This is a genomic window from uncultured Gimesia sp., assembly GCF_963972345.1.
Classification (GTDB): domain Bacteria; phylum Planctomycetota; class Planctomycetia; order Planctomycetales; family Planctomycetaceae; genus Gimesia.
The window spans coordinates 1-14,258 of the sequence record NZ_CAXAVM010000045.1 but is presented as its reverse complement, the minus strand read 5'-3'; the positions used below and the strand labels follow the sequence as shown (position 1 = coordinate 14,258).

General features: G+C 50.4%; 15 protein-coding genes. 6 read left to right on the top strand and 9 right to left on the bottom strand.

All coding sequences use genetic code 11. The annotated features are described in order from the left end of the window. Positions 1 to 20: 20 nt before the first annotated feature. From AACZ40_RS10155 to AACZ40_RS10140, 4 genes are all read left to right on the top strand, one after another. Complete coding sequence (locus AACZ40_RS10155; protein ID WP_291178817.1) at positions 21 to 1,529, top strand: FAD-linked oxidase C-terminal domain-containing protein; 1,509 nt, start codon at positions 21 to 23, stop codon at positions 1,527 to 1,529. Positions 1,530 to 1,599: 70 nt separating this feature from the next. After that, positions 1,600 to 2,850: an FAD-binding oxidoreductase gene (locus AACZ40_RS10150; RefSeq protein WP_291178813.1), complete on the top strand. Its 1,251-nt coding sequence runs from the start codon at positions 1,600 to 1,602 to the stop codon at positions 2,848 to 2,850. Between the two features lie 55 nt (positions 2,851 to 2,905). After that, the gene (locus AACZ40_RS10145) at positions 2,906 to 4,267 is read left to right on the top strand and encodes a heterodisulfide reductase-related iron-sulfur binding cluster (protein WP_291178810.1); all 1,362 of its coding nucleotides are present in this window, start codon (positions 2,906 to 2,908) and stop codon (positions 4,265 to 4,267) included. A 169-nt stretch (positions 4,268 to 4,436) separates the two neighbouring features. Beyond that, on the top strand, positions 4,437 to 5,108 hold the full coding sequence (locus AACZ40_RS10140; RefSeq protein WP_291178807.1) for an HAD family phosphatase: 672 nt from the start codon (positions 4,437 to 4,439) through the stop codon (positions 5,106 to 5,108). A gap of 66 nt (positions 5,109 to 5,174) precedes the next feature. Here AACZ40_RS10140 and sixA read toward each other — a convergent pair whose 3' ends face one another. Both sixA and AACZ40_RS10130 read right to left on the bottom strand, forming a co-directional pair. Further along, positions 5,175 to 5,651 carry a phosphohistidine phosphatase SixA gene (gene sixA, locus AACZ40_RS10135; protein ID WP_291178804.1) on the bottom strand — a complete coding sequence of 159 codons (477 nt, stop codon included), beginning with the start codon at positions 5,649 to 5,651 and terminating at the stop codon, positions 5,175 to 5,177. A gap of 21 nt (positions 5,652 to 5,672) precedes the next feature. After that, a complete protein-coding gene (locus AACZ40_RS10130; protein WP_291178801.1) occupies positions 5,673 to 6,773 on the bottom strand; it encodes an alpha/beta fold hydrolase in 1,101 nt (366 codons plus the stop codon). Positions 6,774 to 6,893: 120 nt separating this feature from the next. Here AACZ40_RS10130 and AACZ40_RS10125 point away from each other — a divergent pair, with 120 nt between their 5' ends. Continuing rightward, positions 6,894 to 7,109 (top strand): hypothetical protein, encoded by a 216-nt coding sequence (locus tag AACZ40_RS10125; protein WP_291178798.1) that lies wholly within the window; start codon positions 6,894 to 6,896, stop codon positions 7,107 to 7,109. 16 nt (positions 7,110 to 7,125) lie between these two features. Here the strand turns inward: AACZ40_RS10125 and AACZ40_RS10120 are convergent, their stop codons facing one another. Continuing rightward, the gene (locus AACZ40_RS10120) at positions 7,126 to 8,040 is read right to left on the bottom strand and encodes a cytochrome c (protein ID WP_291178795.1); all 915 of its coding nucleotides are present in this window, start codon (positions 8,038 to 8,040) and stop codon (positions 7,126 to 7,128) included. Between the two features lie 135 nt (positions 8,041 to 8,175). Between AACZ40_RS10120 and AACZ40_RS10115 the strand changes: the two genes are divergently transcribed. Further along, positions 8,176 to 8,508, top strand: coding sequence for a TfoX/Sxy family protein (locus AACZ40_RS10115; protein ID WP_291178791.1), 333 nt, complete (start codon positions 8,176 to 8,178; stop codon positions 8,506 to 8,508). Positions 8,509 to 8,622: 114 nt separating this feature from the next. On the opposite strand, the gene AACZ40_RS10110 is transcribed toward AACZ40_RS10115, so the two are convergent. The 6 genes from AACZ40_RS10110 to AACZ40_RS10085 form a co-directional block, all read right to left on the bottom strand. After that, positions 8,623 to 9,024 (bottom strand): hypothetical protein, encoded by a 402-nt coding sequence (locus tag AACZ40_RS10110; protein ID WP_291178788.1) that lies wholly within the window; start codon positions 9,022 to 9,024, stop codon positions 8,623 to 8,625. A 191-nt stretch (positions 9,025 to 9,215) separates the two neighbouring features. After that, positions 9,216 to 10,295, bottom strand: a complete 1,080-nt coding sequence (locus AACZ40_RS10105; protein WP_339674312.1) for a lactonase family protein — start codon at positions 10,293 to 10,295, stop codon at positions 9,216 to 9,218. 80 nt (positions 10,296 to 10,375) lie between these two features. Beyond that, a complete protein-coding gene (locus AACZ40_RS10100; protein ID WP_291178783.1) occupies positions 10,376 to 11,128 on the bottom strand; it encodes a hypothetical protein in 753 nt (250 codons plus the stop codon). Between the two features lie 27 nt (positions 11,129 to 11,155). Next, positions 11,156 to 11,677 (bottom strand): RNA polymerase sigma factor, encoded by a 522-nt coding sequence (locus tag AACZ40_RS10095; RefSeq protein WP_291178781.1) that lies wholly within the window; start codon positions 11,675 to 11,677, stop codon positions 11,156 to 11,158. Between the two features lie 156 nt (positions 11,678 to 11,833). After that, positions 11,834 to 12,946, bottom strand: a complete 1,113-nt coding sequence (menC, locus tag AACZ40_RS10090; RefSeq protein ID WP_291178778.1) for an o-succinylbenzoate synthase — start codon at positions 12,944 to 12,946, stop codon at positions 11,834 to 11,836. 67 nt (positions 12,947 to 13,013) lie between these two features. Continuing rightward, positions 13,014 to 14,258, bottom strand: a 1,245-nt coding sequence (locus AACZ40_RS10085) for an Hsp70 family protein (RefSeq protein WP_339674306.1), incomplete at its 5' end; no start/stop codon positions are given.

Sequence of the window (14,258 nt, the reverse complement as noted above, 5' to 3'; positions counted from 1 at the left end):
ATGGAAAGCTACCCCCGACAATGGTTGACGACACCAGCCAGACCATCAACCTGTCAGCTCCCGTATTAGAAAAGCTGGAGGCAGGAAGCCGTCCCTTCTCCCTTCTGATTCAGAAATTAACCGGAATCGTTGGAAAAACCGGTATCCTGTATAACGCGGACGAACTGCTCGTTTACGAGTGTGACGGGTACATTGTGGATAAATCCGCACCGGATATTGTTGTCTTCCCTACCACGACTGAGCAGGTTTCAGCGACCGTCAAGATCTGCAATGAATTTAACGTGCCCTTTCTGGCCCGCGGTGCGGGAACCAGTCTTTCTGGCGGTTGTCTGCCTATTGGGGGCGGGGTCATGATCGTCTTGACCCGCATGAAACAGATCCTGGAACTGAACCTCCGAGACCGATATGCCATTGTCGAACCAGGCATGGTCAATCTGCATCTGACCAATGCCCTCAAAGGAACCGGATATCATTATGCTCCCGATCCTTCCAGCCAGGGGTCGTGTACGATTGGCGGAAATATCGCCACCAATTCCGGAGGTCCCCACACGTTGAAGTATGGGGTCACCACCAATCATGTGCTGGGGCTGGAAGCAGTCCTGCCTGATGGAACCATCATCGAACTGGGTGGCCCCACCGCGGAGGTTCCCGGATATGACCTGCATGGCGTGTACGTCGGCAATGAAGGGACATTCGGGATCTGCACCAAAGCGATCGTCCGATTGACTCGGGATCCGGAAGCCCATCGCACGATGCTGGCAGTCTTTCAGACGATCGGAGATGCGACCCGAGCGATCTCCGAAATTATCGCTGAAGGGATTATTCCTTCCGCGCTGGAAATGATGGATCACGGCATTATCCAGGCAGTGGAAGAAGCCTTTCACTTTGGATTTCCTCTGGATGCGGGAGCGGTATTACTGATCGAAGTAGACGGTCTCGAAGTGGCAATGGATGCGGAAGTATCCAAAATACTGGAACTCTGTAACAAGAATAATGTCCGCGAAATTCAGCGTGCCGACACACCCGAAGAACGCATGCTGATCTGGAAAAGTCGCAAACAGGCATTCGGAGCGATTGGACGACTCAGCCCGAGTTACTGTACCCAGGATGGTGTGGTTCCCCGGACACGGCTGCCAGAAATCCTGGAATTTATAGAACAGACCAGCGCAAAGTATGGGTTACGAATCGTCAATGTTTTTCACGCCGGTGATGGTAATGTGCATCCGATCCTGCTGTTTGATGAACGCGACCAGGGTCAGATCCAACTGGTGCTGGAAGCCAGCGAAGAAATCCTGGAAAAGTGCCTGGAACTGGGTGGCAGCGTTACCGGCGAGCATGGCATTGGTGTGGAAAAAATCAATTTCATGAGCCGGATTTTTAATGAAACCGACCTGGCCACTATGGAAAAGGTCAGAAATATTTTTAATCCACGACAAATCTGCAGTCGAGACAAAGTGCTGCCTCCACATGGTTCCGGTAATGCAACAAAGGTTACGCAGACACATCCGGCCAGACGCGCACCACACTGATGCTGGAACGACCCGACCACACAATTCAACAGCAATCCCATTATTCAATAAGGCTCCTGAAAGAAAAACCATGTCTCCTCTCTCCTCCGGCTCGCAGGAAGAATTTGTTCCCGCTTCTCAAACGGAATTAAGCCGTTTCATGACAGAAAATGCTGCAGTTGACCACAGACAGCTGTTTCCAGTCGGGGGACGAACTTCACTGGCTGTCTGCTGTCCTGCCAGCCAGACTGGAATTCAGCTCTGTACCTCACAACTCAACCGGGTAGTCGACTACCCGATACGTGACCTGACCATTACCGTCGAAGCCGGCATGCGCATCGACGAATTGATCAAAATTGTCTCCGCGGAGGGACAGAGGCTTCCCCTGGATGTTCCCCAGTCGAACAGGGCAACCATTGGGGGTGTGATCGCTACCAATATTAATGGTCCAAAACGATTTTCCTATGGGACGATTCGTGATTATGTCATTGGGATTTCTGCCATCGACGGCATGGGAAATCTGTTTAAATCCGGTGGTCGTGTAGTGAAAAACGTCGCTGGTTACGACCTGGGGAAAATGCTGGTAGGATCACTGGGCACACTGGCGGTAATCAGCCAGGTCTCGCTGAACCTCAGACCGAAACCACAGTCGATGTCCATGGTCTGGTTTCAGTTCGATTCCTGTCAGACGATCGATCAGGCGCTGGAAGCAGTCGTGACTTCGGGCACACGGCCGATTGCGGTGGAATACTGTAACGCAAAAGCAGCCAGTCAGATTGCTGCAGAAGCGCGTCTGGAACTGCCTGCGGACCATCATACTTTGTGCGTCTGTTACGAAGGACCTGAAAACGAGGTCCGCTGGCAGACTGACAAGATCGCCTCGGAATGGAATCAGTTCTCCCCCCTCCATGTCCAGACCGTGGAAAACGAGGAGGCGACCAGGCTGTATGATGCCTTTACTGAATATCAGACCTCTTCCGACGACCCGGTGACGATCAAAGCCATTCTGCTCCCTTCGCAGATGATGAAATTTATTGAAACAGCCACTCAGCTGAATATCGCAGTGCAGGCACATGCAGCGGATGGAATTGTTTTCGGGCATTTACCGGATTCTGCCAGTTCCCTGGATGATGTCCAGCAGATATTCAACCAGCTGAAAACGACCATTGATCCGAAAACAGGGTATTTGAACATCTATCAGTGTGAGTCAGACTGGTCTGATTCACTGCCTCTGTTCTGTTCTCCCCCTGCAGGCTGGGATCTGATGAAACAATTTAAAAACGCTTTAGATCCTGAGCACCTGCTGAATTCACAACGGTTTAATGAACTGGTTGAAATTTAAAATCGTACTCAACGCAATCTCTTCGACTAACTGCATCTCGCATACGAGTTAATATATGAAACCTGGAAGTTCTAGCTCTCATCCCGTAGACATCACGAAAGATCCGAAAGAAATTCCCGGCTCTCAGATCCCTTACGAGAAATTTCTGGACTGTATTCATTGCGGCTTGTGTACTGCCGCCTGTCCCACTTACCTGGAAACGGGAAATGAGAACGACAGCCCTCGTGGGCGTATTTATCTGATGCGGGCGGTGGTCGACCAGCGGGTAGAACTCTCTGATGCTGTGCGCGGTCACCTGGATCTCTGCCTGGACTGTCGCAGTTGTGAAACAGCCTGTCCCTCCGGGGTACAATATGGTCGCCTGATTGAGCCATTCCGCGTCGACATTCAGAAAATGGATGCCCGCCAGGGTAAAAGCTCCCAACAGGACTGGTTCCACCGCTGGATTCTCTACCGGCTGTTTCCCTATCCCAGTCGGATTCGGATGACATTAGTGCCGGCGCGGGTCATGCAGACTCTGCGAATCGACAAACTCATGAATGCGTTGAAACTGACCAGTCTGCTGCCGGATAAACTGAAACGCATGAATGATCTGCTGCCACGTCTCAAGCCGGCCGAACCGGATCTGCCGGAAGTTCTGCCCGCCCAGGGAACCCAGCGGGCGCGCGTTGCCTTTTTTACAGGCTGTGTTTCGGAAGCGATGTACAGCCATGTAAATCGAGCCACGGTTCGCGTCCTGCAGGCCAATGGCTGCGAAGTCGTGATTCCCAAAACGCAGGCCTGCTGTGGCGCCATTCACTATCACAGCGGTGCCGACCAGGCTGCCCTGGAGTTCGCATTAAAGAATCTGGCTGCTTTTGAACTTGATGACATCGATGCCATCATCGTCAATGTCGCCGGCTGTGGTGCCATGCTGAAAGATTATGGCCACATCGCAGAAGAAATTGAGGGCGTCTCCGCAGAACACAAAGAGCAGTTGAAACAACTGGCGTCAAAGTTCAAGGATGTCTCTGAGTTTCTGTTTGAACTGGGGCCGATTGCTCCCCAGGGGGAAATCCCCCATTCCGCGACATACCATGATGCCTGTCACCTGGTTCACGCCCAGAAAGTTCAAAATCAACCACGCAAACTGCTGGAACTGATTCCCGGGCTCAACCTGATTCCCCTGAATGAATCGACCATCTGCTGTGGTGCCGCTGGCAGCTACAATCTGACACAGCCGGAAATGGCGGATCAACTGGGAAAACGCAAACTGAAAAATATTCTGGACACGGGAGCACAAATTGTCATCAGCGGGAATGTTGGCTGCACATTGCAGATTGATTCCAAACTCCGCCAGTCTCATCAGCCACTCTGGGTCGCGCATCCCATGGAGCTGCTGGATCTCAGCTATCGAGGACAGAAACCTGCATTCTAGAGCGCATCACATCACAATCGATTATACACCAGGTCCCGATGGTCTGGGAGACGCTACAGCAAAACGGGAGGCAGTCCAGGCCATTCGATTGAACCTGCTGGAAAGAACGACTAATCTACATCAGAGAGTCGCTTCACCAGTTTCTATTTTACAAAAAAAGAGTTTACTCATGTCAGACCAGCTTCCCATCCAGGCAGTCGCCTTTGATCTGGATGGATTAATGTTTAATACCGAACACGTTTTTTTTCTATCAGGCGATGCACTCCTGCAACGCCGTGGAAAATCGATGACGCCCGATATCCTGCGGGGCATGATGGGGCGGCGGGCGATGGAAGGATTTGAACATCTCTCCAGCCATCTGGATAAACCAGAGGATCCCCACGAACTCTGGCTGGAAAGTCAGGATATCTTCCAGTCGCTTCTACAGGATCACCTCAAGCCCATGAAAGGGTTGTTCGAACTGCTGGATTATCTGGAAGAACTGGGGATTCCCAAATGTGTCGCAACGTCTTCTCCACGGGCTTACCTGGATACTCTGCTCGTGCAATTCGACCTCATCCATCGTTTCCCCATCAGCCTGACTGCAGAAGATGTCACACATGGTAAACCGCATCCGGAAATCTATTTGACCGCTGCAGAAAAAATGAGCGTCCCTCCACAACGGATGCTCGTTCTGGAAGACAGTGAAACAGGTACGAAGTCGGGAGTCGGCTCAGGCGCTTATGTTGTTTCGATTCCACACGAATACAGTAACTACGGGGACTTCAGTTCGGCTCAGTTCATTGCCGACAGCCTGACTGATGCGCGTGTGCTGGAACTGTTCTCAAAGCAACATTCTTAATTCGTATTAGCTGCACGATCAGAGCTCGTTACAGCACGAATTTCTATTGACGCTCCGGGCAGCGCGCTAAAACAGGGGTGCACTCAGATGCCATTTCAAGCTTCCCTGACCTGATCTGATGACTGATTCAAACTGAATGCATGCGGCATTACCAGGCTTGAAGGTGATGTAACCACCCCCAATCAGTTCTGAAGTACACCGCGCAACATCAGGCATGTGTGCAACGACTGCGACCCGTTCATACGCAGTCTTACTGATGGATGAGAGCAACTGTTCCAGATCCAATCCAAAACCGAGCCAGTTCCGGGGCTGACAGAAATCGTCATTCAATTCCGCTTCTTGCTTCAGGATTTGTGCCGTCTGAGTGGTTCGTACCAGCGGACTGTGCAGAATCAAGTCGGGACAACTCTGGTGTTCGACCATCCATTGAGCCACTTTTCGAAATTGATAACTGCCATGTTCCGTTAACGGTCTGGCAGAATCTCCTCCAGGTACCACACCGGCATGTTCCGCTTTGCCATGCCTGATTATAATCAGTTCCATCTAATTTTGCTTTCCTAATTTTCAGGGTTTCACCAGTTTTGTTTTTGTCGCTGTAGAGGGTTTCAGGTGAGTATCCAGCCAGCCATACATCAACTCCCGCGATTCATGAGCTACCGAATGACCTTTCCCATGCACAAAAAATGCGAAATTCTGCGGAGCTTGTTCCAGCTCATACACATCCATAACCTTGAGTAACATCAACACGCGCTGCCGCTGGGTCAGTGGATCTCCATCGTTCAGTCCTGACAGGTCCAGAAATGCCCGGGGCGCGATCAATGCCATGATCTCATGAAAATCAATCGGTGGCAGATCCCCGTTCAGCAGGTCAGGGCGGATGTGTTTAAAATAGACATACCAGCGATCTCGAGACCATGCTTCTACTTTAGAATTCTGGCGGAAAAAAGAAGCACTGCAGTTACCGGCTGCTGCCTGGATTCGATCATCGTAAGCAGCGAGAAACATCGAACCATGCCCCCCTAAAGAGTGTCCGATCACACCGATTTTCTCAGGGTTCACTTCTTTCATCGTCTGCAGTACATCGATGGCGATCGAGTGCTCGTAAGTAAATTTTCCCACGGCGGTCCACTCGGGATGCTTTTTGTAAAAGGCCTCGGTATCGTAAGGTCCTGCCTCGGGTATACGGTGCCCGGCAACAAAATGGTCGGGAGCAATTACCACATACCCTCGCCGACATAAATGATCCAGATACGCTTTGTCCGGGTTCTCAACCAGGCCGGCTGCCCGTTCTTTTCCCTGTTTATAAGTACCATGTAATGCAACGACCCCGGGTGCCGGGCCTCTTAAATACAAGGGGACTCCGACATATGCATGGGCCCGTTCGTCGTTTTCCACCTGATAGCTGATCAACTGGCGGCGGTAGATCCCATCCACAATCACCGTATCATGGAACTGTATCTGCAGATCAGGTTTTTCCGGCTTGAACTGGTCACGAATCAGTTCAAGATAACGTTTCCTGAGCGTCTTTTTATGCGCCACCCAATCCTCGGGGGTATCAATTCCTTCCAGCAGATCATCCCACGAAGAGTTGATAGCGGAGGGCTCAGAACGCTTTCTGCTGACTTTTTCCTCGGCTTCGCTTCTGCCGAAACAGCAGACTGCCAACACTACACCCGACCAAAATACTGTAGAAATAATTCGCATAGCCCTGCCCATAAAATAGATATAAATGAGAGTGCATTATCACCAGACTCTGTTACGATTCTCAACTACTGATTACCTATTATGCTGTTTTTCCTGCTAATTCTCTCAAACATCGAACAGGGGTTCATTATGGGATGCATGCGTATTCAGGCGAAAGCAGAATCAAGGTTTCAGTTTGCGCTACGTGCATTGGCGCATGTGGGTAGGAATAAAAATGATTTTGAAATAAAGCTGAATACGCCTACAGAAGAAAATAAAGGCCTGCGAGTAGAACTCATCTGGAAAGAAACCGAGTAAACGAACAAGAGAGAGTTCAGTCCCGATAAGCCTGGTGACAGCGTTTGCACTGAGACTTCAGGTTTTTCATGCCAGCTGTAAACATCTGCTGATTTCCCTGCTGAACGGCGACTTCCAGTACCTTTACCTGCTGTTCCGATTCTTTCAGCCACTGTTTGAACATTTCATCATAATCATCAGAGTATTTACGAGCGGTTTCACGTAATTCTTCGCGCAGCAGGACCAATACCCGCAGTCTTTCCCTGTGATCCCCTGGCTTGTTCTGCTGTAGCTTATCCGACATCTCAAAATCATGGCTGATTTGCGCCATGGCGGCCACCATGGGAGGCACTTTTGCTGATTCCACCAGTTCAGGCAGAATGGTTTTAGAATCGGGAACTTGAAAGCGTTTCACATCTTTCCAGAGCCCGGAGTAATCCTTGCTTGTTCCTGCCTGTGCCAGAAACTGCAGGGCACTTTTCTGATCCAGGCTGCCCCGACACAGTCCGACCACAGCTGCTGCCGTCGGACCACGATGTTTGCCATGATGACAGTGGATATAAACGGGGCCCTTCAGATCCCGTGCAACACGCGCAAAAGCGAGTCCGGCATGCTCGGAAACGCCGTCGTAGCCAATCGGGATATGAATATATTTCATTCCCGCTTTTCGAGCCTGTTCCAGATCAGGGGTCGTCCCGTCCACACTGACGATCGTTTTAATTCCCAGCTTTTTGAGCGCCTGGAAACTTTGTTCCTCATGCGGCCCACTCCCTGAATAAAACTGCCGGTCGATCTGAAAAACATTATCCAGCCCGGAAAGACTCATGGAATGAAAGGGAACCGGTTGCGTTACCGTTTTGTCTTCAACTCTCTCATTCTGAGCGGCCACCGTTTGAATGAAAGACCCCGTCTCCATAAAACAGACCAATAACAGAATTCGAATCCAAAACATTCCAGATCCCTGACTTTCACATTCTCTGAAGAAACAGATACACTTTCCTGTATCAAAACCCTGATCACTTCCAGTTTGTTCAGTTTTTTGTAAAAAAGAAAGGCGCTGAGAATAAATTCCAGCATGGAGATTTAAATGCCGTACGATGAAGATCTGGCACAAAGAGTTCGCCTGCTGCTGAAACGCCTCACAGGCTATTCAGAACGGAACATGTTTGGCGGGATCTGCTTTATGCTGCACGGGAACATGTGCTGTGGCGTCACGCAGAATCGTCTGATGTTGAGACTGGGAGAGCAGGGTGCGCAAAAAGCGCTGCAAGAACCTGACACGCGCGAAATGGATTTCACAGGCAAGCCGCTCAAAAGCATGATCTATGTTGAGCAGGCGGGTTATGGAAGTTCAGAAGATCTCAAATACTGGATCAATCGCGCAGTGAAGTTTGCACAGTCACTTCCTGCAAAAGAGTGAATTCACCCCGGTCGATCAAATCTTAGACTGTGTCCAGTTTTACTGTAGCGTCTCCAGGCCCATTTGGAGCGAGTATAATAGATTGAGAGACGCTATGGTTAAATGTGATGCGCTCTAGTATTCGGGTCCATACCAGTAGCCATTGAATTGATACGGATTGTAATTATACCAGGCTGACTGCTGCATGATTTGAGAGTAGGTTGGCAGAGGAGTCGCATTCACATAAATGGTCGGTCTGCCTGGAGTAATTCCCATTGCTTTCCGGTCGCTGATACGCTGCATTCGCTGTTGCGCCTGTAGAAACGCTCTTTGCTGAATCAGTTTCTGACTGACAGACATCCGCTGATACGCCGGGCCTGAAGCATCCGTTGACGGCATTTTTGTAATGTTGATCGAGTTTTTCTGTGTGTCTGCCGAGAAGTGATCAGAGCTGATCTGCAGAGGTGTCTGTTCCTGACCATAAGAGGCAGCGACGAAGAGCTGAGTCAGAATCAAAGAGCATATAGAAAAGCGCATGACGAGCCTCTCTCTTCACAAGAGCAGAAAAAGTCGATGAATAGAGTTAACGAAGCGAAGAACACGCTGCGCAGAGACGAGCTCTACCATTGAGTTCATCCACTGAAGAACATCGACGCTCTCTGTTCGCTGACTGAACGATTTCCTGCAAAAGCTGACAGCACGCTTTATTATAGCGGCAATTTTGCGGATCAGGGAAACTTTACAATCTCTACCCAGGAGGGAGATTTGCCGACTTCATATGTTGCAAATCGTTTGAGAGTTCCGTTTTCAGGCGAGATTTTGTATGCAGCCAGTTTGCCATTCTTCTGTCCCGCCGCATACAGGAATCGACCCGTTGGATCGATATTGAAAGACCGAGGCGTATCTTCCGTCGGCGTCTGTCCGATAGATGATAACTCCCCTGTTTTCTGATCAACGGCGAAACAGGCAATACTGTTATGCCCCCGATTCGAGGCGTATAGATAATCGCCGGAGGGCGACAGTTCGATATCAGCACAGGTATTGTTACCCTTAAACTCAGCGGGCAACGTCGAAACGGTCTGGAAGGGAGTCAGAGTTCCCGTCTCTGCATTCAGCTTGTATGCCGTAACTGAGCTTCCTTTTTCATTATCAAAGTAGAGAAAACGGTTGTCCTGCGAGACCGCCAGATGGCGGGGCTCCAGACCTGCGGCTGCGGAGAGCTTCGGTGGAGAATTCGGTTTCAGGACTCCCTGTTTTTCGTCCCAGAGAAACTGGTAGATCGCGTTAGGCCCGGTATGCGGTACAAAGACAAACTGATTTTTCTGGTCAGGTAAAATCGCATGTGCATTTTTCTCGGTTGGAATCGTCTGCAGAACCTCTTCCAGGATCGCACCCTGTTTTCCCAGTCGATGGACGGCAACTTTACCTTCGCCGTAATAAGCGGAAAACAGATATCCGCCGGTTTTATCCGTTGCGATGTAAGCGGCATTGCCTCCTGCCGGTATGCTGGAAATGAGCTTCAGTTTGCCGGTTTGCGGGTCGATCGAGAAACTCTTAAATTTCTGTGCTGTGCGGACGGATGCAAACAGGTATTTCTTTTGTGGATCGACTTCCAGACAGCCGGGTGCTCCTTCCAGTTCCACGTCTCCAAGATGAGTTAACGCGCCCGTTTTTTCATTCAACTGATAAATGGCGATCTTTTTCTCTCCCCCCAGAGAGATATAAGCATAACTTTCTGCTTTACAGGGAACCCCAGAGAACATACAGACCCCCATTATCATCAGACTGCACTGAAATAAAACGCGCATGACAACCCCTTGTGGAAAATGATTTGCATCAGATCAGCAAAGACAACTCTCTAACAGTAGAGCCGGTCAGGGTTCTGATTTCAAGCGGAAGTGGATTGCAGGGCACGTCCCAATGCTTCCAGTTCGCGTGCGCCGCCAAACACAATACACACATAAACCTGATCATTCTCGATCCATCTCACGGTAGTATAATTCCCCTTATTTAACTGGGAATATTCTACCTGCCCCGAATCGAAAGAAGACTGTGTCGGCAGGGGGGTGACACGCCAGGCGGGAATCTGCAGTAAAGCGCCAAAAACAGACCGGTTATTTCCAGTGCGAAGACGAAAAAAACGGGCAGCAGCGTCCTGTGACCCTGAAGTCCCGGCAGTGACACCATAGGTTTTGCTGTAGACCGTCAATTGCCCCTGAGAGTCCCAGCCTCCCTGGACAGGCAGATGCGATGGAAAATGCTGATCGAATTCAGGTAACAGCCGACTGTCCAGGTTGAGTTCCGGGCCGAAGCGGGCCAGGGCAATCGTCGGTTGTCGGGCAGCCCAGAGAAAAGTCAGCACTGCTGCCAGTACAAGGCAGGCAGAGAGTCCGGCCAGCAGGCGGGGATGATGTAGAAATCGCTTCCGGGGGGTTTCCAGCGGCAGGTCCGTGAGAGTCGCAGCGTTTTCCTGGTCAGAAAGTGACTGCAGTAAAGTTTCTCGCAATCCACTTGGAACATTGATATCAAACAGTACCCGGTTCAGTTGCGCGTCAAAAACCGGATGATCAGCATCATGACCTGAATCAGAATTGTCTGATTCAGGAAAGCCTGATGATCGGGATGGTTCTGACGTATTCATAATGAAGCCGCTGTCCTGTCTAAATTTCTAAGTGTGAATCGCTGCAGCATCTTGAACAGGTTCTGAAAACCGTTCCTGCAAAAATGACTTTGCTCTCGATAACCGGCTCATGACTGTGCCGATCGGGACTGATAATTCAGAAGAGATTTCTTTATAAGATCGCTCTTCAAAGTAATACATTAATAAGGGAACCCGGAATTCTTCGGACAATTCATCCAGGGCCTTCTGCAACTCTTGTGATGTCAGTTCCTGTGTCGCTGTTTCTTCTGCTGCCAGATCAAATGTCAGACTCAAAGAGACAGAACTGTTCTTTTGTGATACTTTTTTCAGAAACAGGTTTCTCAAGATCGTACAAAGCCACGACCGGGCCAGCCTGGGATCACGCAGCTGAGACAATTTTTTCTGAGCAATCAGATAAGTCTGCTGCGTCAGATCTTCAGCATCAGCGCGGTCGCCAGACAACCGGTACGCATAACGAAACAGCAGCTGATAATGCTCATCAACCAGCCTTGTCAGTTCGTCTGAATTGTTATGATTCGATAATGACATAACCTGACTCTCTAAGAAGAAAGATACTGATACACCACAGGTTATTCCCCGGTAAGGTCAATTTATTGAAAGTTTTCCTGATTTTCAGCTGTATCTCATTTCAACACGGAACTCACACTATGAACATTTGACAACAAACCAGTTCCCGCAGAGATTTCAGGAGCTGATAATTTTTTTCTGAATCGTCAGTGAATGCAATCTCTGACTGTCCGGATCGGGTAATTCCGAAAATGCTTTCACGCCGGGGACTCCCTCCTTCGTCACTGACAGCGACAGGGGAACTTCAGACAGATCTTCACGATAATATTTTTCACTGGGGAAAATATCAGCGGGATAGGTAAAGTTATCCAGCATAGCCAGGGCCGCACAATGCGAGGCACCGGTGGCACTTTCCAGCATGCCTCCCACCCAGCAGGGGATCCCTGCCTGCTGACACAGGTCGTGAATTTTCACCGCATTCGTCAGCCCGCCGACACGTCCCGGTTTGACGTTCACATATTGACAACTTTGTAAATCGACCGCCTGCTGAGCCCGATAAGGATGCGTAATACTTTCATCCAGGCAGACCGGAGTCTGAATCAGTTTCTGCAACTCACGGTGATCTGTAAGATCATCGTGCTGGAGAGGCTGCTCAATCATGGCCAGTTGAAATTCATCAATCGCCTGAAACAGGGCGACATCGCTCAGGCGATAACCGCTGTTACAGTCAATGTGAAATATGTCATCAGGAAAGGCTGTCCGTACTGCCTGTAACATTAGTACATCCCAGCCCGGTCGAAATTTGAGCTTGATGCGGGAAAATTTCTCTGCGACCGCGGTTCCCACCGCTTCGATTAAATCATCCAGATGATCCATCACTCCGAAATCGGCTCCCACGGGTACTTCGTCGCGTGTCGCTCCTAATGCAGTATGCAGGGGAACTCCTGTCATGCGACTATGCAGACTCCACCAGGCATTATCCAGGGCGGCTTTGGCAAACGAATTGCCTTTGTAGAGTGACAGTGTGTTCTGGAGAGCCTCTCCACTCTCAAATTCCTGACCGATCACAGCGGGGGCCAGCCATTCAGAAACCGTATGAAATACACCACCGGCCCATTCAGGGCTGTAACAGGGGGCCGCCAGCGGCGTACTCTCTCCCCAGCCTTCCACGGAGCCGCTGATCATGCGACACAGGACCGAATGGATGGCTGCATCTTCGCCATACGCAGTCCGCCAGGGATAAATCAGAGGCATTGCCACATGGTACAATTCAATCCGTTCAATTTTCATCAGAGTTTTAACATCCTAAGTAATTCATTGTGTGCTGGAATCGTCGATAACAGTGATGAGACCGGTTTCAGGCATCCTCAAGCAGATCCCAGAATTCGCTTTCCGCAGCGTCCAGTTGACCGGTGGGTTTTGGCCGGGCTTTTTTTTGCGATGCTGCAGCAGACGAGTTCGATGTGGAACGCCCGGAAGTCGTTTTTCGTTTTCGTTTTGCTTGTGGTGAACCTTTTGTTTTTCCCTGTGAATTTTGCTGACCTCTGGGGTCTTTCTGAGGAGCTTGTTTTTTTGTTGATCGGGTCCCTCTGGTGTGTTGCTCGGGTGAAGAACAATCTGCAGCAGGAGGCCCCAGTTGTGGTTCACCACATTGATTGCACAATGCAACGGGACGCTCTGAGCTGTCCAGCCCCCGTGTGGCCGGCCTGGACCTGGTAGACACTGGTGGCTGCTCTGGTGGTTGAGTGGCTTTTTTCGGATGATTGACGGATTCGGCCTGGTCCAGAATATCGTCGAGTCGCAGAGACTCCTCTGCTTTTTCTGTTTCCGATTTTTCTGTTACCGCCAGGTTGTTTGCTGGTAAAGATTGAGTTGTCCCGGCGAGAGACTGCTGTACCAGATTCTGTTCGCGGGTAATTTCAATTTTTGCTTCTTTTCCGCTCGTGCAGTCCCGGGCGGAAACGTGGACCCGCGCTTCTGCGTCGTATTCCATCATGACTTCTATTTTTGAATCCACGGGTAAATCAGCGGGAAGCCCTTCGACCACACAGTTCCCCAGAATCACGAAGGGTTCATCCAGAGAGGCACCGCTTTCAATCAGCTTCAGATGCACGCGCCTCTGATTGGCTGACACGGTGCCATAGGTATGTTTGACCGACGCGGGCAGCTTGGTATTCGCCGGCAGAATATAGTGAGGAATGCGTTGCTGTCCGGACTGATCGCGAACCAGAAACCCCAGCGAGCGGGCATTCACACTGTGCTGCTTCATTTTGGCCAGCCGACTGGCAGCTTCGGATGTCAGTATCGATTCTGCATATTCACGGTTGCTTAACAGCATTCCCGCGTAATACGCGGCACCATGCGCAATAGACTGATCGGGAGGCAGAGACAGATTCTGCGTGGTCCCGCTCGCCTGCTTCAAAGCATCCCGAATCATCGGCATCCGGGAAGATCCGCCGGTTGTCAGAACGACATCCACATGAGCCCAGCCCATGCCGTTGTCTTTCAGGAGCGCCTTGGTGATGCTGGTGGTCTGGTCGACGAGCCCCTTGGTAAGCTGCTCGAACTGCGACTGGGTAATCTGGTACGTTTTACGCTGCGA

Bases quoted from the DNA above. Each gene is read 5' to 3' on its own strand.
- AACZ40_RS10155 (WP_291178817.1), top strand. From the start codon at position 21: ATGGTTGACGACACCAGCCAGACCATCAACCTGTCAGCTCCCGTATTA.
- AACZ40_RS10100 (WP_291178783.1), bottom strand. From the start codon at position 11,128: ATGAATACGTCAGAACCATCCCGATCATCAGGCTTTCCTGAATCAGAC.
- sixA (WP_291178804.1), bottom strand. From the start codon at position 5,651: ATGGAACTGATTATAATCAGGCATGGCAAAGCGGAACATGCCGGTGTG.
- AACZ40_RS10095 (WP_291178781.1), bottom strand. From the start codon at position 11,677: ATGTCATTATCGAATCATAACAATTCAGACGAACTGACAAGGCTGGTT.
- AACZ40_RS10110 (WP_291178788.1), bottom strand. From the start codon at position 9,024: ATGCGCTTTTCTATATGCTCTTTGATTCTGACTCAGCTCTTCGTCGCT.
- AACZ40_RS10125 (WP_291178798.1), top strand. From the start codon at position 6,894: ATGCTGTTTTTCCTGCTAATTCTCTCAAACATCGAACAGGGGTTCATT.
- AACZ40_RS10145 (WP_291178810.1), top strand. From the start codon at position 2,906: ATGAAACCTGGAAGTTCTAGCTCTCATCCCGTAGACATCACGAAAGAT.
- AACZ40_RS10140 (WP_291178807.1), top strand. From the start codon at position 4,437: ATGTCAGACCAGCTTCCCATCCAGGCAGTCGCCTTTGATCTGGATGGA.
- AACZ40_RS10150 (WP_291178813.1), top strand. From the start codon at position 1,600: ATGTCTCCTCTCTCCTCCGGCTCGCAGGAAGAATTTGTTCCCGCTTCT.
- AACZ40_RS10105 (WP_339674312.1), bottom strand. From the start codon at position 10,295: ATGCGCGTTTTATTTCAGTGCAGTCTGATGATAATGGGGGTCTGTATG.
- menC (WP_291178778.1), bottom strand. From the start codon at position 12,946: ATGAAAATTGAACGGATTGAATTGTACCATGTGGCAATGCCTCTGATT.
- AACZ40_RS10115 (WP_291178791.1), top strand. From the start codon at position 8,176: ATGCCGTACGATGAAGATCTGGCACAAAGAGTTCGCCTGCTGCTGAAA.
- AACZ40_RS10120 (WP_291178795.1), bottom strand. From the start codon at position 8,040: ATGTTTTGGATTCGAATTCTGTTATTGGTCTGTTTTATGGAGACGGGG.